At 73.3% G+C, this 20,887-nt stretch carries 13 protein-coding genes; 7 read left to right on the top strand and 6 right to left on the bottom strand.

Going from position 1 to position 20,887, the window contains the following annotated elements; translation table 11 throughout:
* Positions 1-197 precede the first annotated feature (197 nt).
* On the top strand, positions 198-1,778 hold the full coding sequence (locus tag ACZ56E_RS23620; protein WP_471217023.1) for a sodium:solute symporter family protein: 1,581 nt from the start codon (positions 198-200) through the stop codon (positions 1,776-1,778).
* A gap of 504 nt (positions 1,779-2,282) precedes the next feature.
* Here the strand turns inward: ACZ56E_RS23620 and ACZ56E_RS23615 are convergent.
* Positions 2,283-3,779, bottom strand: a complete 1,497-nt coding sequence (locus ACZ56E_RS23615; protein WP_471217021.1) for an MFS transporter — start codon at positions 3,777-3,779, stop codon at positions 2,283-2,285.
* A 150-nt stretch (positions 3,780-3,929) separates the two neighbouring features.
* Here ACZ56E_RS23615 and ACZ56E_RS23610 point away from each other — a divergent pair, with 150 nt between their 5' ends.
* Positions 3,930-4,367 (top strand): MarR family winged helix-turn-helix transcriptional regulator, encoded by a 438-nt coding sequence (locus tag ACZ56E_RS23610; protein WP_471217019.1) that lies wholly within the window; start codon positions 3,930-3,932, stop codon positions 4,365-4,367.
* A 6-nt stretch (positions 4,368-4,373) separates the two neighbouring features.
* Here the strand turns inward: ACZ56E_RS23610 and ACZ56E_RS23605 are convergent, their stop codons facing one another.
* The 3 genes from ACZ56E_RS23605 to ACZ56E_RS23595 all read right to left on the bottom strand — a co-directional run bounded on the left by ACZ56E_RS23605 (position 4,374) and on the right by ACZ56E_RS23595 (position 11,527).
* On the bottom strand, positions 4,374-5,492 hold the full coding sequence (locus ACZ56E_RS23605) for an ADP-ribosylglycohydrolase family protein (protein WP_468610427.1): 1,119 nt from the start codon (positions 5,490-5,492) through the stop codon (positions 4,374-4,376).
* A 187-nt stretch (positions 5,493-5,679) separates the two neighbouring features.
* A complete protein-coding gene (locus tag ACZ56E_RS23600; protein ID WP_471217016.1) occupies positions 5,680-9,081 on the bottom strand; it encodes a tetratricopeptide repeat protein in 3,402 nt (1,133 codons plus the stop codon).
* Positions 9,082-9,130: 49 nt separating this feature from the next.
* Positions 9,131-11,527 carry a tetratricopeptide repeat protein gene (locus tag ACZ56E_RS23595; protein ID WP_471217014.1) on the bottom strand — a complete coding sequence of 799 codons (2,397 nt, stop codon included), beginning with the start codon at positions 11,525-11,527 and terminating at the stop codon, positions 9,131-9,133.
* A 183-nt stretch (positions 11,528-11,710) separates the two neighbouring features.
* On the opposite strand from ACZ56E_RS23595, the gene ACZ56E_RS23590 reads away from it, so the two are divergent.
* The 3 genes from ACZ56E_RS23590 (at position 11,711) to ACZ56E_RS23580 (ending at position 16,040) form a co-directional block, all read left to right on the top strand.
* Positions 11,711-13,141 (top strand): hypothetical protein, encoded by a 1,431-nt coding sequence (locus ACZ56E_RS23590; RefSeq protein WP_471217012.1) that lies wholly within the window; start codon positions 11,711-11,713, stop codon positions 13,139-13,141.
* 65 nt (positions 13,142-13,206) lie between these two features.
* Positions 13,207-14,613: an FG-GAP-like repeat-containing protein gene (locus tag ACZ56E_RS23585; RefSeq protein WP_471217011.1), complete on the top strand. Its 1,407-nt coding sequence runs from the start codon at positions 13,207-13,209 to the stop codon at positions 14,611-14,613.
* A gap of 14 nt (positions 14,614-14,627) precedes the next feature.
* Complete coding sequence (locus ACZ56E_RS23580; protein ID WP_471217220.1) at positions 14,628-16,040, top strand: FG-GAP and VCBS repeat-containing protein; 1,413 nt, start codon at positions 14,628-14,630, stop codon at positions 16,038-16,040.
* A 204-nt stretch (positions 16,041-16,244) separates the two neighbouring features.
* Here ACZ56E_RS23580 and ACZ56E_RS23575 read toward each other — a convergent pair whose 3' ends face one another.
* Both ACZ56E_RS23575 and ACZ56E_RS23570 read right to left on the bottom strand, forming a co-directional pair.
* Positions 16,245-18,842, bottom strand: coding sequence for a bifunctional FO biosynthesis protein CofGH (locus ACZ56E_RS23575; RefSeq protein ID WP_471217009.1), 2,598 nt, complete (start codon positions 18,840-18,842; stop codon positions 16,245-16,247).
* A gap of 175 nt (positions 18,843-19,017) precedes the next feature.
* A complete protein-coding gene (locus ACZ56E_RS23570) occupies positions 19,018-19,881 on the bottom strand; it encodes a TIGR03619 family F420-dependent LLM class oxidoreductase (RefSeq protein ID WP_471217007.1) in 864 nt (287 codons plus the stop codon).
* A gap of 86 nt (positions 19,882-19,967) precedes the next feature.
* Here ACZ56E_RS23570 and ACZ56E_RS23565 point away from each other — a divergent pair, with 86 nt between their 5' ends.
* A complete protein-coding gene (locus ACZ56E_RS23565; RefSeq protein WP_471217005.1) occupies positions 19,968-20,396 on the top strand; it encodes an ankyrin repeat domain-containing protein in 429 nt (142 codons plus the stop codon).
* A gap of 61 nt (positions 20,397-20,457) precedes the next feature.
* Complete coding sequence (locus ACZ56E_RS23560; RefSeq protein WP_471217003.1) at positions 20,458-20,829, top strand: antibiotic biosynthesis monooxygenase family protein; 372 nt, start codon at positions 20,458-20,460, stop codon at positions 20,827-20,829.
* The last annotated feature ends 58 nt before the right edge of the window (positions 20,830-20,887 follow it).

Here is a 20,887-nt window from a genome sequence, read left to right as displayed (position 1 = left end):
GGGGCCCCTTTTCGCATGCCCCGCGCCTCGCTCTTTACACATACATGAACGAGGATCAGCTAACCGAACGATTTTACTTCCCCTTGACCTTCCGCACCGTTGTCGCCACCGTGCCCCCGAACCCACGATGAGCGGGCACTTCTGGGCCGCTCTCGTCGGCGTCGGCCCGTTCACCAGGCGGACCCCTGGAGGGCCATATGAACAGTCTCGACTGGGCCGTGCTGATCGGCTACTTCGGTGTGATGGTCGCGATCGGCGTGTGGTCCCACAAGCGGGTCGACAACGTCAGTGACTTCTTCACCGCCGGCGGCAAGATGCCGTGGTGGCTGTCGGGCATCTCGCACCACATGTCCGGATACAGCGCGGTGATGTTCACCGGGTACGCGGGCATCGCGTACACCTACGGCGTGACGTCCTTCGTCACCTGGTCGTTCCCGATCGCGCTCGGCATCGCCATCGGCGCGCGGCTCTTCGCTCCCCGCATCAACCGGCTGCGCTCACGGCTGCACGTCGCCTCCCCGCTGGAGTATCTGAAGAACCGTTACGACCTCAAGACTCAGCAGGCGCTGGCCTGGTCCGGCATGCTGCTGAAGATCGTGGATGTGGGTGCGAAGTGGGCCGCCATCGCGACGCTGCTCTCCGTCTTCACCGGTGTCTCCCTCAACCAGGGCATCCTCATCACCGGTGTCATCACGGCGATCTACTGCACCATCGGCGGGCTGTGGGCCGACGCGCTCACCGAGCTGGGCCAGTTCGTGATCCAGCTCCTGGCCGGCATCGCGATGTTCGTCGCCGTGGTGATGGAGCTCAACGACATGGGCATCGGCTTCTTCGGCGCGTGGGACGAGCCGGCGCTGCAGGGCCACGAGAAGCCGCTCGTCGGGCCGTACGGGACGGTCTTCCTGCTCGCGTTCCTCTTCATCAAGCTCTTCGAGTACAACGGCGGCATGCTGAACCAGGCGCAGCGCTACATGGCGACCGCCAACGCGAAGGAGGCGGCGCGCTCGGCCAAGCTCTCGGCGATCCTGTGGCTGGTCTGGCCCGTGGTGCTGTTCTTCCCCATGTGGATGTCGCCGCTCCTGGTGGAGTCGGAGAAGGCCGACGGCTCGGACTCCTACGGGCTGATGACGGAACAGCTGCTGCCGCACGGGCTGTTGGGGCTGGTCATCGTCGGGTTCTTCTCCCACACCATGGCCATGTGCTCGTCCGACGCCAACGCCATCGCGGCGGTGTTCACGCGGGACTGCGCGCCGGTGGTGTCGGCGAGGGCGCGCGCCTGGACCGAGCGTTCCGGGCTGATCGCGGCGCGGGTCACGACGGTGGTGTTCCTCGGGTTGTCCATGGCGGCGGCCACGCAGGTCAATTCGCCCGCGTTCGGGGACATCATCACGGTTGTGATCAAGTGGGTCGCCGGGCTGATGGGGCCGATGGCGATCCCGATGATGCTGGGGCTTTTGCGGCCGTTCCGCCGCTCCGGGCCGACGGCGGCGCTCACGAGCTGGTCTCTTGGCCTGCTCGCCTTCTGGCTGGTCAACTACCCGATCAGCTGGAACATCGAGGGCGGTGTGCCGCTCCAGTACCAGGTGTCCATCCCCTTGGCGGTGTCCCTGGTCCTGTACATCCTCATCGGCTACATCAAGCCGGAGGACACGCCGGAGCGGGATGCGCTCATCGAGCGCATCAACACGGACGGCGACGGCGGTTCGCCGGGAGCGGCCGCCGTACCCACCCCCGCGGAGCCGCGGGACGGTGCCGTGACGGCACCGTCCAAGGACTGACACCCGCCCGCGCAGGGGCGCCCCGTCAGGGGCGCGGGGAACTGCGCGGCCAGCCAAACGACAAGCCGCAGCCGCCGCTGCAGGAGACCCCGGCAGACGCGACCGCGGCTCTTCTGTGGTTGCTCGCGCAGTTCCCCGCGCCCCTGAGGGAGAACTCCGACCCGGCACGTTTCAGCGCCGCCCGCGCAGGGGGCGCCCTTTAGGGGCGCGGGGAACTGCGCGGCCAGCCAAACGACAAGCCGCAGCCGCCGCTGCAGGCGATCCCGGCAGACGCGACCGCGGCTCCGCTGTGGTTGCTCGCGCAGTTCCCCGCGCCCCTGAGGGAGCACTCCGACCCGGGGCGTTCCAGCGCCGCCCGCGCAGGGGGCGCCCTTTAGGGGCGCGGGGAACTGCGCGGCCAGCCAAACGACAAGCCGCAGCCGCCGCTGCGGGCGATCCCGGCAGACGCGACTGCGGCTTTTCGTGTGGTTGCTCGCGCCGTTCCCCGCGCCCCTTAAGGGGCGCTCAGACCCCGGCGCGTTCCGGTGCCGCCGCCGGGGTCGGAGGGGTGGATTCTGCGAGTTTGCGCAGGCGGGGGGCGTGGTGGGGGGTGAGGCCGGCCAGGGCTACTGCGACTACCAGGACGAACGCCGCGCCGGCGATGGCGAAGCTCAGGGTGAACTGGCTCTCCTGGGGGAGCGCGGGCATCCCGGCCGGCAGCGCGATGGTCTTCGACGCGAGCAGCGACGTGATCATCGCGCTGGCGATGGCACTGCCCACCGAGCGGGAGATGGAGTTGATGCCGTTGGCGATGCCCGTCTGGTGGGCCGGCACGCTGGCCACGATGAGCGCGGGCATCGAGGCGTAACCGAAGCTGATGGCCAGGCCGATGACCATGCCCGCGCCGATGACGGAGGCACTGGTGCCGTGCGCCAGGGTCAGCCAGGCGAAGCCGGCCACGCCGAACGCTGCGCCGACGGCGAGCGTGACGCGGGCCCCGATGCGGCGGACCAGGACGCCGCCGAACTGCGCGGCGACGAGCGAGACGATCGTGGTCGGCAGGAGGTAGACGACGGAGGCGTCGAGCACCGAGGCGCCGAACCCGTACCCGGCCAGCTCCTCGGGCATCTGGACGAGGTACGAGACGCCGATGAACTGGGCGAACATCGCGAAGCCGAGCAGCAGTCCGGCGAGGTTGGTGAAGAGGACCGGGCGGTGGGCGAACATCTTCATGTCGACCATCGGCTCCTTGACCTTCAGCTCGGTCAGGACCCACACGCCGGCCATGACGACCGCGCCCGCGAACGCGCCGAGCGTGCGGCCGGAGGTCCAGCCCCACTCGTGGCCCTGCGAGATCGGCAGGAGGAGCAGGACGAGCAGCAGCGCCAGCGTGCCCGCGCCCAGCCAGTCGGTGCGGCCGCCGGTCTTCGAGCGTGAGGTGGGGACGACGGTCACCACGCCGATGAGCGCCATGACGGCGAGTACGACCGCGAGCCAGAACACACGGTGGTAGTCGGGGTCGGAGCCCTGGGTCAGCAGCCCGGCGCCCACCAGGGCGAGACCGCTGCCGAACGCGAGGGTGCCGCTGACCAGCGCCATGGCGCCGGGCAGCTTGGCCGGCCTGACCTCCTCGCGGAGCACGGAGAGCGCGAGCGGGAAGATCGCGGTGGCGGCGCCCTGCATGATCCGGCCGACGATGAGCCAGGTCAGGGAGGTCGTGGTGGCGGCGAGCACGGAGCCCGCGATCATCACGAGGAGGACGCCGACGAGCGTCGGCTTCTTGCCGTGCTGGTCACCGAAGCGGCCGAGCAGCGGGGTGAAGACGGCGGCGGAGAGCAGGGTGGCGGTGGTCACCCAGCTGACGCCGGACGTGGTGGCGTCCAGGTCGTTCTGGATGATCGACAGGATCGGGACGACCAGCGTCTGCATCATCGAGACGACCATGGCGGCGAGGCCGAGCACCAGGACGAGGGCGGTCTGCCCGGTGGGTTTCGGCGGGGCCGCGTGCTGTGCGTGGGACACGGTGACTTCTTCTCTCCGACTGCTCGGCCAGGGGCCCGGCCGGCTGCTCGACTACTTAAGAATCTCGATACTTGAGTACGTCAAGTAACGTTTAAGAAGGTAAGCCTCAATATTTGAGATCGTCAAGTTTCATGGCGTAAGGTGGCTCACATGTCTGGAACTCCCCGCGTCGACACGGCCCAGCTCATGGAGCTGCTTGCGGTCTCCCTCGGTGCCTATTACGGAGACTTCACGGAGGCGGCGGCGCGGGAGAACCTCACCGCGAGCCAGGGCAAGACGCTGAGCGTGCTGCGCCGGCGGCCCGCCGCGATGCGGGAGCTCGCCCGGACGCTGTCCTGCGACGCGTCGAACGTGACGGGGATCATCGACCGCCTGGAGAAGCGCGGCCTGGTCCACCGGGAGCCGAGCCCCACGGACCGCCGTGTGAAGAACGTGGTCCTGACCCCCGAGGGCGAGCGGGCCGTCGACGCGATCCGCGCCAACATGCACGCCACGGCGGCCGGCCTGGACGCGCTGGACGACGCCGAGCGCGCCACCCTCCACGACCTGCTGAGCCGCACGTTCAAGGCGGCGTCCGCCACCGACTAGGGCCTGTCACGCCCTCGGATAGCGCGCCAGCCAGCCCGGCGACGAGAGCGCGGGCCCGTGCAGCGCGGGCCCCTGGGTCATCTCCATCGCGAAGTCGTCCGCCAGCTCCAGGACCGTGGGCCGGCCCTCCAGCTCCGTGAGCCACCCCGGCGGCAGCGCGGTCTCCCCGTGCAGCGCGCCGAGCAGCGCCCCGCACAGCGCTCCGCAGGCCGCCGAAGGACCCCCGTGGTTCACGGCGAGCCGCAGCCCGTGCCGGATGTCCTCGCCGACCAGGGCGCAGTACACGGCGCCGGCCAGCACCCCTTCGGCCGTGCCGTCCGCCAGCAGCTCCGTCACGCGCGCAGGCGTCGGCATGCCCTGCCGCACGGCGCCCAGCGCGTGCCGGAGCCCGTCCGTGACGGGCTGGTGCCCCGGGCGGGTGGCGAGGAGCGCGAGACACCGCTGGATCGCTCCGTCGAGGGACTCCCCGCGGGCGAGCCCGTGCACGATGACGGTGTGGGCGCCCGCCGCGAGGTAGGCGGTGGGATGGCCGTGCGTCTGGGCGGCGCCCTCGACGGCGAGCTGCAGCACGAGCTGGGGCTCCCAGCCGACGAGGAGGCCGATGGGCGCGGATCTGACGGCGGCCTCGGCGCCGCGCTCCCCGGGATTCTTGGGGGCGTCGAGGGTGCCCATGGTCGCGTCGCCGAGTCCGACGAGGCAGGCGCGGGACGGGTCGCGCCGCGAGTACAGCCACTCCTCGCGGGCCAGCCAGCCGTCCTCCTTGCGCCGTTCGTCCGGGCCCCAGTCGCTCTGGGTGGCGGCCCAGCGGCGGTAGGCGCGGTGCAGGTCGGTCGGCGGGTGCCAGGCGCCGGTGTCGCGCCGCACTTGGGCGCGTATGAGCCCGTCGACGGTGAAGAGGGTGAGCTGGGTGGCCGCGGTGACGGCACCGCGGCGGCCGTACGCGGGGGCGGGCTCGGTGAGCCCCTCGGCGCCGTGCGCCTCGCGGATCGCGTCGAGGGAGAGGCCGTCGACGGGCGCGCCCAGGGCGTCGCCGACGGCGGCTCCGAGGAGCGTGCCGCGCACCCGGCTGCGGAAGTCCTGCTGCTCGGCGCGGCCCCAGACACCGGTGGCTGCTGCGGTACCCACGCGGGTCTCCCTCCCTGCGGTGACGTGCGGTGACGTCCCTCGTCGCGCCTCGAGCGTCGCGCCTCGACCGGTGGCGACTGCGCAGCACTGTAATCGAACAGGAACGGTCGCTTCAGGCACCAAGTGGTATGCGCGGAGTCGCCCTTGAGGTCGCTTTTGAGCGACGTTCACGCGAGCTTCGCAGCCGCTACGAAACCCTGAGGTCACCGGCGCCGACGGGCCCGGTCCCGACGGGTTCCGCGTGGCGTGCGCGGAAGGCGTCCCGCGCCGCGGTGAGGCGGGCGAGGCGGGGTGCGAGGCGGGTGCGGTCGACGGCCGGGGAGAGGGAGAGATTCGTCAGGTGGGAGACCATCTCGGCCAGGTCGTCCCACTCCAGCTCCGGCAGGACCGGGCCGAGGACGCGGGCGAGGCGGGCGTCCGCCGTGGCCCAGTCGCCCCCGGCCAGCGCGGCCAGGGCGTGTCCGTAGTCGCGCCAGGCCGGGTTGGCGGCCGCGGTCTCGAGCAGTTCGGCGAACCTGTGCCACAGGGGCCCGGCGGCGGCCGTGTCCCCGGCGCAGGTCTCCACGACGGCGAGCAGCACCGTGCCGACCTCGTCGTCGTCCGCGCACAGGCGCCGCGCGGCCGCGCGGGCGGGCGCCCACAGCCCCGCCCGGCAGTACACCTGCGCCAGCTCCTCCGCGCCGTCGTCTTCGCCCGGCTCCCCGCTCGTCCCCCGGCTCACCGCCTCCGGCGGCAGCGCGGCGAGCGCCCCGGCCACGTCCCCCAGCCACAGGTGCAGTTCGGCGGTCCGCAGGCGGGCCCACGTCGCGTCCCCGCCGTGCTCGGTGTAGGCGGCGAGGTCGGCCAGGGCCCGGTCGGTCCTGCCGGTGGCCAGCGCGAGCCTGATGCGGGAGTACAGGGCCCAGGTGGCGTCGGGTTTCAGCTCGACGGCCCGGTCGTGGTCGGTGAACGCCTCGTCGTAACGGCGCAGCCGGTGCAGGGTGTCGCCCCGGCTGCAGAGCGCCGCCGTGTACACGGGGTCGAGTTCGAGCGCGCGGTCCAGAGCGGCGAGGGCCTGTTCGTACCGCTCCAGGGCGAAGAGCGTCTCGGCGCGGCGGTAGTGCATCCAGTCGGAGTCGGGGGACAGTTCGACCGCCCGGTCCTCGTCCGCGAGGGCCCGCTCGTACTCCCCCATGTCGTGCAGCAGCATGCCGCGGCGGGCCCGCGCCCAGGCGTAGTCCGGGTCGTGCTCCACGGCCGTGTCCAGGTCGGCGAGCGCCTCGGGGAGTTGTCCCAGGTGATATCTGGACGCGCCGCGGCCGCCGTACGCCGACCAGTTCTCGGCGTCGAGTTCGATCGCCCTGTCGTAGTCGGTCAGGGAGTCCTGCCGGCGGCCCATCCTGCGCAGGACGTCGGCCCGGTTCCGCACGACCCAACTGGACTCGGGGGTCTGTTCGACCGCGCGGTCGCAGTCCGCGAGGGCCTGCTCGTACTCGTCGCGGCCGGCCCGCACGGCGGACCGGAAGACCAGCGCCCACGTGTAGTCCGGCACGAGCCGCAGGGCGCGGTCGAGGTCGGCCAGGGCCTCCTCGTCCCGCCCGAGCGCGTAGCGGACGATGCCCCGGCTGCCCACCGCCTCCGCGTCCGACGGGTCGAGCTCCAGCGCGCGGTCCAGGGCCTCGGCGGCCTCTTCGAAGCGGCCCAGGACACGGAGGACCTCGCCCCGCATCGCGTGGTTCCTGGCGTCCTGCGGCGCGAGCTCCACCGCACGGTCGAGATCGACGAGGGCGGTCTCCTCGTCGTCCATGTACGAGTACGTGACACCTCTGCCGTGGTAGGCCCGCTCCTGTTCGGGATCCAGCGCGACGGCCCGGTCGTACTCGGCGATCGCCTCCGCGTGCGCGCCGCTCTCCCGCAGGTCACGGCCCCGGACCAGCCGTGCGAACGCCTCGTCCCGGGCGTCGAACCCCGCGCGCTCGATGAGGAGTTGCAGGGCGGCGGGGCCCCCGCCGTCCGCCAGCGCCCGCAGCAGGTCGCGGCCCCACGCCCGGACCGGCGCGGACTCCGTGTCCTCCCCCGCGTCCACGAGCAGCTGCGCCCACCGCCGGGCCACCGCCGTGTCCGCGTCGCACGCGTCGACGACGTCCCGCAGGACGACCGGGAGCGCGCTGCGGGGCGACCCGCACAGCAGGTGGTACGACTCCGCGAGCCGCAGCTCGCGCCACTGCTCGTCGCCCCAGCACTCGTACGGCGTGGGGCCGGGCTCGGCCTCCGCGCGCCAGCCCGCGTACGCCTGTGCGAGCAGGCCGTGCAGCTCGGCCCAGCCGCGCGGCGACCGGTGCCGCTGCAGGCGCAGCATCGGTGCGCGCACCACGTCGTGGTACTGGAGCCGGTCGCCCCGGTCGCTCACGAACGGCAGGCTCCGCAGCCAGGCGAAGACGCCCGGCACGTCCGCCGCCGCGCACACGCCGTCGACCGCCGCCGCGACCACGTCCGCGTCGAGCCGCCTCGGCAGCGCGCACGCCAGGGCGGAGGCGCGGCGCACCGGGTCCTGCTCCCACTTCAGGAAGCGCTCCACGGCCGTCGCGCTCGGGTCGCCCACGTCGTCCGGGTCGGCGGGGCGGTTCTCGGCGAGGGTGGAGACGAGCACGGGGAGGCCGCCGGAGAGCCGCAGGACCTCTTCGACGACCGGTTCCGCGACCACGCCCTTGCCCGCGAGGAGCCCGCGGGACTCCTCTTCGGTGAAGGGGCCGAGCGGGACGTCCGCCATGTAGTCCGCGTAGCCGCCCCAGCGTGCGGTGTCGAACGGCTGCTGGCCCGCGGTGACCACGACGACCTTGGCGGGCAGCGCGCCGTGCCGCTCCGTCGTCATCACCTCGTGCAGCCAGCTGTCCAGGAACGGCGCCGTCCGTTCGTACGTGTCGAAGAACAGGACGATCCACGGCACCGACTTCGCGGCCTGCGCCAGCTCCTTCAGGAGGACCGGGGTGAGGACGCGCTCCGGGGAGAGGACCAGCTGGACGTCCTCCTGGTTGCGGAAGCGGGCGCTGAGGCCGGCCCGCAGCCGGTCCGCGCCCTGCACGAGCTGCGCCGGGTCGACCGCCCCCGCGAGGGCGCCGACGCCGGGCACCATGCCGAGCCCGACGAGGCTCGCGCGGGCCGCCGTCAGGCCGGCCGCGGAGGGCGCGGGCGGCGCCGGGGCCTCACCGGGTGCGGGCGGGGGCGCGACCGGCATCGAGTCCGCTTCGTGGCGGCGCTCGCGGTGGGTGGTGAGCAGCTGGTCGAGGTCCTTCGACCGGCGGCCCTGGCGGGCGAACTCGGCGCTGATCGCGGCCATCGCCTCGGGGACGCTGCTCACCCGCTCGTCGACGTACGCGGTCAGGGCGCCGCGCTCGCGGGAGAGCTGCGCCAGCTCGTGGACCAGGGACGTCTTGCCGACGCCCGCGTTGCCGTGGACGTGGAAGAGGAAGCGGTGGCGCAGGTCGGCGGGCGGCACGTCGAAGTTCTCCCGGAACGCCGCGAGTTCACCGCGGCGCCCGATGAACCCGGTCCGCCCCCTGCGGCGTATCAGCTCCTGCATGGACGGCTCGTCCGCGTCGCCCGACGCCATCGGAATCCCCCCGTTCCGCACGGTCGTGTACCCCTGCCAGTCTCCCCCGTCAGCCCGCGTCCGTCCGCAGAATCCGCTCCTTCTGCTCCCGCGCCCACCCGTACTCGGGGTCGATCCGCAGCGCCTCGTCGAGGGAGGCGAGTGCCGCGTCCGTGCGGCCGAGTGCCTCCAGGGACAGGGCCCTGCTGCCCCACGCCCACGCGTAGCCCGGGTCGAGGGCGAGTGCCGTGTCGTAGGCGGCGACGGCTTCCTCGTGGCGGCCCGCGAAGCGCAGGATGTCGCCCCGGTCACCGTGGCTGCCGGGGGCGTCCGGGGCCAGTTCGTGGACGCGGTCGAGGTCGGCGAAGGCGCCCGCCAGGTCGCCGACGGACTGTCTGACGCGGGCTCTGCGGGCCAGCGCCCAGGGGTAGTCGGGCCACAGGTCGATCGCCCGGTCCAGGTCGTCGAGGGCCTCGCGGGGGCGGCCGAGCACGAACTTGACCTGGCCGCGGCTGCCCAGGGTCACCGGCTCGCGGGGGTCGATCTCGTGCGCGCGGTCCAGCCAGGGCAGGGCCTCATCGGGGCGGCCCATGCGGCGGTACGTCTCCCCGCGGTCCCGTGCCACCCACTCCGCGCCCGGCACCACCTCGTCGGCCGCGGCCAGGTGGTGCAGCGCCGTCTCGTACTCGCCGAGGGCGCGGTAGGTGACCGCGAGGCCGTGGTGGCCCCACGGGTCGGCGGGGTCGAGGGCGACGGCACGCTCGTGGTCGACGATCGCCTCGCGCAGCCGGCCGAGGAGGAAGAGCCGCAGACCGTGCGCGTTGTACGCGGCGACGCGGCCCGCGTCGTCGAGCCCGGCGCGCGAGAGGAAGAGCTCGAGGACCCGCAGCGCGCCGAGCCGTTCGTCGGCGAGGGCCGTCCGGCACTCGTCGGACCAGGACCGCAGCTGTTCGGCGTCCGTGTCCTCGGCGGCGTCCGCCACCGCCCGCGCCCACTCGCGGGCCACCGCCGTGTCCACGCGGCAGGCATCGATCCCCTCGCGCAGCGCGCCGGGCAGCGCGGCGCGCGGTCCCGCGCACAGCGAGTGGTACAGCTCCTCGACGCGCAGCGCACGCCACTCCGGGCGCATCCACGGCCGGCCCGGCGCGCCCCGCAGCTCCTCCTCCAGTAGGGCGCGCCGCCGCCCGTACAGCTCGGCGAGCCGGGTGTGGCCCGCGCTCCACAGCTCGGGCGCGGTGTTGCGGCGCAGGCGCAGCATCGGGGCGCGTACGACGTCGTGGTAGCGGGCGGTGCCCCGGCGGTCGGCCCGCACGAACGGCAGGGTGCGCAGCCAGCCGTACAGCTCGGCGGGGTCGTCGTCGCCCCGGTGCGCCGCGGCCCGCACGATCTCCTCGTCGAGGCGCCGGGGCAGCGCGCAGTCCAGGGCCGCCGCGCGCCGCACCGGGTCGGGCTCCCACCGCAGGAAGCGCTCCACGGCGGTGGCGCTCGGGTCGCCGACGTCGGCGGGCGCCGCGGGGCCGGTCCCCGCGAGCGTGGAGACGAGCACGGGGAGCCGTCCCGAGAGCCGCAGGACCTCGGCGACGACCGGTTCGTCGGTGACGCCCCTGGCGGCGAGCAGGCCGCGCGCCTCGGTCTCCGTGAAGGGCCGCAGCGGGAGCTCGGCGGCGAAGTCCGCTGCGCCGTCCCAGCGGTCGGGGTCGAGGGGGCGCTGCCCGGCGGTCACCACGACTACTTCGGCGGGGAGTTCGCCGTACCGGTCGGTCGTCATCACGTCGTACAGCCAGCGGTCGAGGAACGGTGCCGTCCGCTCGTACGTGTCGAAGAGCAGCACGAGCCAGGGCGCGGTGTCCGCCGCGGCGGCCAGTTCCTCCAGGAGCACCGGGGTCAGCGCGCGCTCCGGCTCCAGGACCAGGTGCGCGTCCTCCTGGCTGCGGAGGCGGGCCCACAGCCGGTCCGCGCCGAGCCCGACGCGGTCCGTGTCGACCAGTCCGGCGAAGGCGCCCACGACCGGCACCATGCCGAGCCCGACGGCGCCCGCCCGCGCCAGCGCCGCGCCGCCCGCCGACGGCACGCCGGGCTCGGCCGGTTCGCGGGCGGCGGCCACGACGGCCTCGTGGGCCCGCTGCCGCTGGTGGGCGAGGGCGCGCTCAAGGGACTTCAACCGCCGCCCCTGCTGGGCGAATTGCGCGGCGATCTCGGCCAGGGCCCCGGGGATGTCCGGCGCCGCGTCGTCCATGTACGCGACGAGAGCGCCCCGGTCCGTCGCCAGTTGCCCCAGCTCGCGCACGAGTGACGTCTTGCCGACGCCCGCCGGGCCGTGCACATGGAAGAGGAAGCGGTGCCGCTCGTCCTCCGGCGGCAGTTCCAAGTTCTCCCGGAAGAGCCGGAGCTCCTCGCGCCGCCCCACGAAACCCGCCCGCCGTCTGCGGCGGATGAGCTCCTGCATCGACACCCTCGCCCGCGCCATCCGGTCCCCTCCCGCACTCCACGGCCCGCGACCAGTCTCCCGCACACCCCCGTGACACGAGGTGAACGGCGGCCGTCATCCGCCGAACGTCCGGATCACGTAACGGAGTTCCTGTGGTGTACAACCTCTTCTCTCGAACGCCCGTCTCCCGTTGTGTCACAGACGTTCGCCCCAGGAGGACCCGTGCCCCGCCGCACACTCATCAGCGCCATCGCCGTCGCCGCGCTGGCCGCCCCGCTCGCGATCTCCGCCACCTCCGGCACCGCAGTCGCCGCCCCGCAGCCGCCCCGCACGCCGGCGACCGACTTCAACCACGACGGGTACGCCGACCTCGCGGTCGCCGCGCCCCACGGCACCGTCGACGGCGTCGCGAAGACGGGCTACATCTCCGTCGTCTACGGCACGGCCACCGGACCCGGCACGGCGAAGCACCAGCTCATCAGCCGGGCCACGCCGGGCGTCCCGGGCGAGCTCGCCGGCACGTACGCCTTCGGTTACGAGATGGTCCCCGCCGACCTGGACGGCGACGCGTACACCGACCTGCTCGTGTCCGGCGGCGACGACAACGGCAACAAGGCGACCGTCCTGTGGGGCTCCAAGGACGGCCTGACCGGCAAGGACACTCTCCTGCCGTACCGGAACGCCGAGTTCGCGTCGGGCGACTTCAACGGCGACGGCAAGCGCGACCTCGTCGTCAACGACGACCCGAGCACCGACCCCGACGTCTCCGGGATGACCATCCAGTACGGGCCGTTCACCCGCGACGGCAAGCCCGCCAAGAAGGACAGCATCACCACGGACGACGGCCCCTCCGGCCTCGCCTCCTTCATCACCGGTGATCTGACGGGCGACGGCGTCGACGACATCGTCACCACGCACGGCTTCGAGGAGATGACCCACAACGCCCGCTTCTGGAAGGGCGGCAGGAGCGGCGTCAGCCACACCGCCAAGTCGCTCGGCACCGCGTACAGCGGCACCGTCGGCGACGTCGACGGCGACGGGTACGGCGACCTGATCACCCGCGACATCGGCGACGTCACCGAGGTCATCGACACCCACCCGGGCAGCATCACCATCCAGTACGGCAGCTCCACCGGGCCGACCGACGCGCGCAAGAAGGTCATCACCCAGGCCACCGCGGGCGTCCCCGGCGCCAGCGAGAACGACGACGCGTTCGGCGCCTCCCTCAGCGCGGGCGACGTGAACGGCGACGGCAGGGCGGAGGTCGCCGTCGGCGTCCCCGGCGAGAGCCTCGACGCGAGCACCGGCACCGGCGCGGTGGTCCTCCTCAAGGGCGCCTCCAAGGCGGACGGCGGCATGACCGGCAAGGGCGCCGTCGCCTACAACCAGTCCACCGCCGGAGTTCCCGGCGTCTCCGAGTCGGGCGACGACTTCGGCCGCCAGGTCGCCCTCACCGACCTGAACAAGGACGGCAAGGCCGACCTGACCGCCACGGCACCCGGCGAGGACGGCACCCACGCCGACTCGGGCGCCCTGTGGAACCTCTTCGGCTCCGCGAGCGGCCTGACCACCACCGGTGCCGGAACCCTCAGCCCGGTGAAGCTCGGCGACCCCGAGAAGGACGCCGGGTTCGGCCTGCGGCTCGGCAGCTGACCCGCACCTCACCACCGCACACCGCACACCGCACACCGACCATTCACACGCTCTCTGGAGGACCAGTGCGCCGCTCCCTCATCGCCGCCGTGGCCGTCGCCTCGCTCGCGGCCCCGATCGCCCTCGCCACCGCGGGTTCCGCCGCGGCCGCGCCCGTACCGCCCAAGACCCCGGTCACCGACTTCAACCACGACGGATACGCCGACCTCGCCATATCCGCGCCGGGCGGCACCTCCGGCGCCACCCCCGGCCAGGTCTCCGTCGTCTACGGCTCGGCCGCGGGCCCCGACACCGCGCACGCCAAGACCATCACCCGCGGCACGCCCGGCGTGCCCGGCACCCCGGAGAACGGCGACCGGTTCGGCAACCACACGGCCGCCGCCGACCTCGACGGCGACGGCTACACCGACCTCGTCGTCAACGGCGGCGACAAGTCCGTCGTCCTGTGGGGCTCCGCCCAGGGTCTCACCGGCGAGGGCAGCACCGAGCTGGCCTCGAACGGCGCGCGTGTCACCGCGGGCGACTTCAACGGCGACGGCAAGCGGGACCTGGTCACGGCCGAGTACCCGGAGCCCGAGGACCCGATGGACAACGACGACCAGGGCATGACCATCTCGTACGGCCCGTTCGAGCGCGACGGGAAGCCCGCGAGCAGCCAGCAGGTCGTCACCAGCCAGACCTTCGGCCCCGGCGACTTCGTCGTGGGCGACCTCACGGGCGACGGCGCCGACGACATCGTCACCAGCCACGGATTCGAGGAGGCTGCGTACAAGAGCCAGTTCTGGCAGGGCGGCAAGGACGGGGTGGCCACCGCCTCGCAGAAGCTCGCGCCCTCGCTCGGCGGCGCGATCGCCGACGTCGACGGGGACGGCTACGGCGACCTCGTCGTCCGCGACATCGGCGACAACTTCGAGGACATGCCGTACCAGAAGGGCACGGTCCTCGTCCGGTACGGCTCGGCTGACGGGCCCTCGGCGCGTACCGCCAAGATCACCCAGGACACCGCGGGCGTCCCCGGCGTCGGTGAGGACGGCGACGAGTTCGGCTCCTCCATCAGCGCGGGCGACGCGAACGGCGACGGCTTCGCCGACATCGCCGTCGGCATCCCCGGCGAGGACATCGACGCGGTCGCGGACGCCGGCAGCTCCGTGCTGCTCAAGGGCTCGCGCGCCGGTCTCACCGGCACGGGCGCGCAGGCCTTCCAGCAGTCCACGGAGGGTGTGCCCGGCGCCGCCGAGAAGGGCGACAAGTTCGGCAGCCAGGTCCTGCTCTCCGACACGAACAAGGACGGCAGGGCCGACCTGACCGTGACCGCTCCGCTGGAGGACGGCGCGTACGCCGACTCGGGCGCCGTCTGGCACCTGCGCGGTGCCGCGGGCGGCCTGACCGTCACGGGCGTCAAGTCCTTCGGCCCGGCGGCGATCGGCGCCGACGACAAGGGCGTCCGGTTCGGCGAGCACCTGGCCCGCTGAGGAGGCCGGTGACGATGCGTACGCGGCGCCGCCGTCGCTGGTGGCCCTGGTGGACGGCGGCGCTGTGCGTGGCGCTGGTCGCGGGCGCGGTCGTGTTCGGCTCCGGGACCGGGGTCGAGGACGAGGGGCCCGCGAAGGCGCGCGGCAAGCGGATCGTCACCGACTTCGACGCGGACGGCTACGCCGACCTCGTCGTCCCCGCCCCGCTCTCCACGGTCGAGGGCGTGCGGCGCGCGGGGTCCGTCTCCGTCGTGTACGGCTCCGCGACGGGCCCCGACGTCCGCCGCCGCCACGTCTTCGACCGCTCGACGAAGGGTCCGGCAGGCGAACTGGCGGCGCGGGAGGAGTACTTCGGCACGGACGCCGTGGCCCGGGACCTCGACAGCGACGGCTTCACGGACCTCGCGCTCGGCCGCACCGTGCTGTGGGGCTCGCGGGACGGGCTGCGGACCGCGGGCACGCTGACCGCGGCCGGTGTCCGGGGCGGCGACTTCGACGGGGACGGCCACGCCGACCTGCTCGCGGCGGACCTCACCGTCCGGTACGGCCCGTTCGACCGCGAGGGCGAACCGCGCAGGACGGGCGAGAAGCCGCGCGGCGACTGGGGCGACAGCGAGGTGCCCCGCACCATCACGGTCGGCGACCTCACCGGCGACGGCCGCGACGACGTCGTCACCGGCCAGGGCTTCGAGGAGATGCAGTACCGGGGCCACTTCTTCCAGGGCCGCTCGGCGGGCCTCGCCCTCGAACCGAAGGACGTGAACACCTACAACGGGATCGGCACCGTGGGCGACGTGAACGGCGACGGATTCGGCGACCTCGTCGTCCGCGAAGTCGGTTCCGTCTCGGAGGACGCGGTGAGCCACCTGGGCGAGATCCGCGTGCTGCACGGCTCCCCTTCGGGCCCCGGGCGCAAGGCGACCGTCGTCGACCAGGAGACCGCGGGCATCCCCGGCACCGGCCTGAGCGGCGACCAGTTCGGCGCCGCCCTCGCCGCGGGCGACGTGGACGGCGACGGGTGGGCGGACGTCGCGGTCGGCGTCCCCGGCGAGGACGGCGCGGCGGGCCGCGTGGTGCTCCTGCACGGCTCCCGCACCGGCCTCACCGGCGCGGGCGCGCGCTCCTACACCCAGGACACGCCCGGCATGCCCGGCACCGGCGAGCGCGACGACCGCTTCGGCGCTGCGCTCCGCATCGCCGATCTGACGGGCGACCGGCGCCCCGAGCTGGTGGTGGGCGCGCCCGGCGAGGACGGCGCCCATCCGGACTCGGGGGCGGTGTGGGTGCTCCCGGGCACGTCGGCCGGCCCCGCGGTGCGGGGGGTGGCCTCCTTCGGTCCTGCGGCGCTCGGGGCGCCCGAGCGGGGCTCGGACGACGAGGAGATCAACTGGAAGGGCACGTTCTTCGGCGAGGACTTTCCTGGCTGAGGGGGCGTCTTCGGGGTCGCTCGGGCCAAGTGTTCGTCTGCGGAGTCGCTCGGGCTGAGGACTCGTTTGCGGGATCGCTCGGGCTGGGTCTTCGTCTGCGGCGCCTCTTGGGCTGAGCGCGCAGTTCCCCGCGCCCCTTACGGGGCGCGCCCGGCACGGCGCGGCCCCAGAGGCGACAGCCCCTTTGCGACAGCCCCGCCCTCCTCAGCCCTCCGCCACCGGCAGCAGCTCCGGCAGGTGGCCGTCCGAGGCCAGTGCCGCGCGCTGCCGCTCCTCCGGGACCTCCCCGTACAGCGTCGTGCGCGGCTTCGCGGGGCGGCCTGCCGCCTCCGCGATGGCCACCAGGTCCGCCACGGACCGGTACGAGCCGTAACTGGAGCCCGCCATACGGGAGATGGTTTCCTCCATCAGCGTCCCGCCGAGGTCGTTCGCGCCGGACCGGAGCATCTCGGCGGCGCCCTCCTGGCCCAGCTTCACCCAGCTGGTCTGGATGTTGGGGATGTGCGGGTGGAGCAGGACGCGCGCCATCGCCGTCACCGCGCGGTTGTCGCGGGTGGTCGGGCCCGGCCGGGCGATGCCCGCCAGATAGACGGGCGCGTTGGTGTGGATGAAGGGCAGCGTCACGAACTCCGTGAAGCCGCCGGTCTCCTGCTGGATCGCGGCCAGCGTCCGGAAGTGGCCGAGCCAGTGCCGGGGCTGGTCCACATGCCCGTACATCATCGTGGACGAGGAGCGGAGGCCCAGCTCGTGCGCGGTCTTGATGACCTCGATCCAGGTGGCCGTCGGCAGTTTGCCCTTGGTGAGGACCCAGCGCACCTCGTCGTCGAGGATCTCGGCGGCCGTCCCGGGGATGGAGCCGAGGCCCGCCTCCTTGGCGGCGGTGAGCCACTCACGGATGGAGAGGCCGGTGCGGGTGGCGCCGTTGACGACCTCCATCGGCGAGAAGGCGTGCACGTGCATCCCGGGCACGCGCTCCTTCACCGCCCGCGCGATGTCGAAGTACGCGGTGCCGGGCAAGTCGGGGTGGATGCCGCCCTGCATGCACACCTCGACGGCGCCGACGTCCCAGGCCTGCGCGGCCCGGTCGGCGACCTGGTCCAGGGAGAGCGTGTAGGCGTCCGCGTCGGTCCTGCGCTGCGCGAAGGCGCAGAAGCGGCAGCCGGTGTAACAGACGTTGGTGAAGTTGATGTTGCGGGTGACGATGTACGTGACGTCGTCGCCGTTGACCGTCTTGCGGATGTCGTCCGCGATGCCGCACAGCGCGTCGAGCGCGGGCCCGTCGGCGTGCAGCAGCGCCAGCGCCTCGTCGTCGGTGAGCTTCGTGGGGTCGTCGGCGGCCGTGGCGAGGGCCGCGCGGACGTCGCCGTCGATGCGGGACGGCACCATGCCGGGCGCCGCTTGCTCGCGCAGGGCCTCCCAGTCGCCGTACACCTCGTCGAAGTCGTCGCGCCGGTCGGCGGTGCGGCCGTCCGTGTCGATGGTGCGGTGCAGGTCGGTGCGGCCTGAGGAGGCGACGTACCCCTCGTCGGGCTCCTGCCAGGGGTGGCCCTCGACGACCGCGTCGGGCCGGGCGAGGCCGGTCTCGGGGTCGGCGAGCGCCCGCAGGTGAGGGAGGAGCCGCGGGTCGAGCCAGGGCTCGCCGCGCTGCACGAACTCGGGGTAGACACAGAGGCGTTCGGCGAGCGTGAAGCCCGCCGCCCGGGACCGCTTGGCGAGCTCGTCGAGCTGCGGCCACGGCTTCTCGGGGTTGACGTGGTCGATGGTGACCGGCGACACCCCGCCCCAGTCGTCGATGCCGGCGCCGATCAGCCGCTCGTACTCACCGGCGATGAGGTTCGGCGGCGCCTGCAGATTCCCCGCCGGGCCCATGATGTGGCGGGCGACGGCGATCGTGGCGACCAGGTCGTCGATCTCCGCGTCGGGCATGCCGCGCATCGCCGTGTCCGGCTTGGCGCGGAAGTTCTGGATGATCAGCTCCTGGACGCCGTGGTACGAGCGGGCGACGCGGCGCAGCGCGAACAGCGAGTCGGCGCGCTCCTCGTACGTCTCGCCGATCCCGATGAGCAGCCCGCTGGTGAAGGGCACGGACGAGCGGCCGGCGTCCTCCAGGACCCGCAGCCGTACGGCGGGTTCCTTGTCCGGGGAGCCGTAGTGCGGCTGCCCCGGCTCGCTCCACAGCCGCTCGGAGGTCGTCTCCAGCATCATCCCCATGCTGGGCGCGACGGGCTTGAGCCGCTGGAAGTCCGTCCACGTCATGACGCCCGGGTTGAGGTGCGGAAGCAGACCCGTCTCCTCCAGGATGCGGATCGAGATGGCACGGACGTACGCGATGGTGTCGTCGTACCCCTCCGCCTCCAGCCACTCGCGGGCCTCGGGCCAGCGGTCCTCGGGCTTGTCGCCGAGGGTGATGAGGGCTTCCTTGCAGCCGAGTTCGGCGCCGCGCCGCGCGATGTCGAGCACTTCGTCGGGGGACATGAACATGCCGTGGCCGTCCCGGCGGAGCTTGCCGGGCACGGTCGCGAACGTGCAGTAGTGGCACTTGTCGCGGCAGAGCCGGGTGAGCGGGATGAACACGCTCTTCGAGTACGTGATGACGCCCGGCCGCCCCGCCGCTTCGAGCCCCGCGTCCCGCACCCGGGCCGCGGACGCCGTGAGGTCGTCGAGGTCCGCGCCGCGCGCCTGGAGCAGGACCGCGGCTTCCGTCACGTCGAGCGCGACGCCGTCCCTGGCCCTCTTGAGCGCGCGCCGCATGGCGTTCTCGGTGGGTCGTCCGGGGCCGGGGGGCTGTGCGCTGTTGGTCATGTCTCCGAGCATACGAGCGAGAACACCGGCCTCCGCCGGATACTTCCGCCCCGCGTACCCCCGCCCGGTACCGCCGCCCACGCCCCCGTACTTCCGGGCCCTTCTGGGCTCTACTGGGCTCTTGGCTCTCTGGGCTCTCTGGGCTCTTCCAGGCTGCTCTTCCGGGCTCGAAGGCTCAGGGGGTGACGTACCGTCCGAGCCGGTCGAGGGCCGCGCACACCTCCGCCTCGCCGCCCGGCGGCAGCTGCACGATCACCTCGTGCACGCCGAGGTCCTCGTAGTACGCGAGCTTGCCCGGGTCCGGTTCGACCGCCGTCACCGCCACGTACAGGTCGTCGGCCCCGCGGCCCGCGTCCGCCCACGCCGACCTCAGCACGGGCAGCGCCTCGCGCAGACCGCTGCCGCCGACGGGCATCCAGCCGTCCGCGTACTCCGCGACGTGCGCGAACAGGCCGGGCCCCGCGGCCCCGCCGATGAGCGTGCGCGGCCCGAACAGCGGCCCCTTCGCGAGCCGCTTCCTGGGCACCCGCCGCGGCTTCGGATGGACCTCGCTCGCCCGTACGGCGCCGAACTCGCTGTCGTACGCCTTCGGACGGTCCGCCCACAGCGCCCGCATCACCGCCATCCGGTCCCGTACGAACTCCCGGCGTCGCGGCCACGGGACACCGTGGTCCTCGGCCTCCTCACGGTTCCAGCCGTAGCCGATGCCCAGGGTGACGCGGCCGCCGGAGAGGTGGTCGAGGGTCGCGATCTGCTTGGCGAGGTCGATGGGGTCGTGCTGGGCGACCAGGGCGATGTTCGTGCCGAGGGCGATGCGTGCGGTGACGGCGGCGGCCTGGGCGAGGGCGATGAAGGAGCTGAGCATACGGGCGCACTCGGGCGGCAGTTCACCGCCCGGATAGGGGGTTTCGCGCGGGACCGGGATGTGGGTGTGCTCGGGGAGGTAGAGCCCGGCGAAGCCGCGCCGCTCCAGTTCCCCGGCCAGGCGTACCGGCGTGATCGTCCTGTCGGTCATGTGGAGCGTCGCGGAGATGCGCACGGAGCCCTCCGGGAGTGTCGGGGCACTCTTCCTACCCCGGGGAAAGTCGGTTGGTCCATGCCTGTGCGCTCATTAACCTGGCCCGGGTGAAGAGACGCCGGCAGAAGAAGCTGACCAGGGAGCTCGTGTTCGCCGCGACGCTCGGGGTGACGGGCACGGTCCGTTCCCTGCTGCGGGCCGGCGCCGATCCGGAACTCCCCGACGCCGACGGCACGACGGCCCTGTACGCCGCCTCGGTGCACGGCGCGGCCGACACGGTGCGGGTCCTGCTGCGGGCGGGCGCCCGGCCCGACACGGAGAGCCGCGGCCTGACCGACGGCACGCCGCTGTGCGGGGCCGCCGCCTGGGGCCACGCCGACACGGTCCGCGAACTTCTCGCACACGGCGCCGACCCGAACCTTCGCGAGGACGACGGCACGGGGAGCACGCCCCTGCGCTGGGCCCGCCAGAGCCCTTCGGGGCCGCATCCGGAGACGGAGGCGGCGCTGATCGCGGCGGGGGCGGTGGAGTCCTGATTGCCGCACCCAACGAGGCTTGCCCGGCAGCTGGTTGAAGGCCCTGTCTAGGCTGCGCGACATGATCACAGACAGCCGCCCGGACGACGGCACCGACCGTACTCCCGGCTCCTCCGTCACCTTCATCAACGTCTTCGAGATCGAGGCGGAGGACGTCGACGCCTTCGTGGCGAAGTGGGAGGAGCGGGCCCGCCTCATGCGGGACAAGCCCGGCTTCATCGACTCCCGCATGCACCGGTCCCGCGCGACGGAGACCCGGTTCCAGCTCGTCAACGTCTCCCACTGGGAGAGCCAGGAGGCGTGGGAAGCGGCCACCGCCGACCCCGGCTTCACGTCCGCCACGGATGCCGCGCCCCGGCGGACCAGCCGTCCGGTCACGCCGAACGCGGGGGTGTACGACGTCGTGGTGGACCTGAGCGCACCCCGGACCTGAGCACTCCCGGACCTGCCCCCTCCCGGGGCACGTTCGTCGGCCACCGGGTGGAAAACCG

It is taken from the genome of Streptomyces sp. NPDC039480 (assembly GCF_055597165.1).
Note: the sequence above shows the minus strand (reverse complement) of the source record. Positions and strands in the feature narration are given on the sequence as shown.

Excerpts from the sequence above, each read along its gene's own strand:
- ACZ56E_RS23620 (WP_471217023.1), top strand. The coding sequence starts at position 198 with ATGAACAGTCTCGACTGGGCCGTGCTGATCGGCTACTTCGGTGTGATG.
- ACZ56E_RS23610 (WP_471217019.1), top strand. The coding sequence starts at position 3,930 with ATGTCTGGAACTCCCCGCGTCGACACGGCCCAGCTCATGGAGCTGCTT.
- ACZ56E_RS23600 (WP_471217016.1), bottom strand. The coding sequence starts at position 9,081 with ATGGCGTCGGGCGACGCGGACGAGCCGTCCATGCAGGAGCTGATACGC.
- ACZ56E_RS23595 (WP_471217014.1), bottom strand. The coding sequence starts at position 11,527 with ATGGCGCGGGCGAGGGTGTCGATGCAGGAGCTCATCCGCCGCAGACGG.
- ACZ56E_RS23580 (WP_471217220.1), top strand. The coding sequence starts at position 14,628 with ATGCGTACGCGGCGCCGCCGTCGCTGGTGGCCCTGGTGGACGGCGGCG.
- ACZ56E_RS23575 (WP_471217009.1), bottom strand. The coding sequence starts at position 18,842 with ATGACCAACAGCGCACAGCCCCCCGGCCCCGGACGACCCACCGAGAAC.
- ACZ56E_RS23560 (WP_471217003.1), top strand. The coding sequence starts at position 20,458 with ATGATCACAGACAGCCGCCCGGACGACGGCACCGACCGTACTCCCGGC.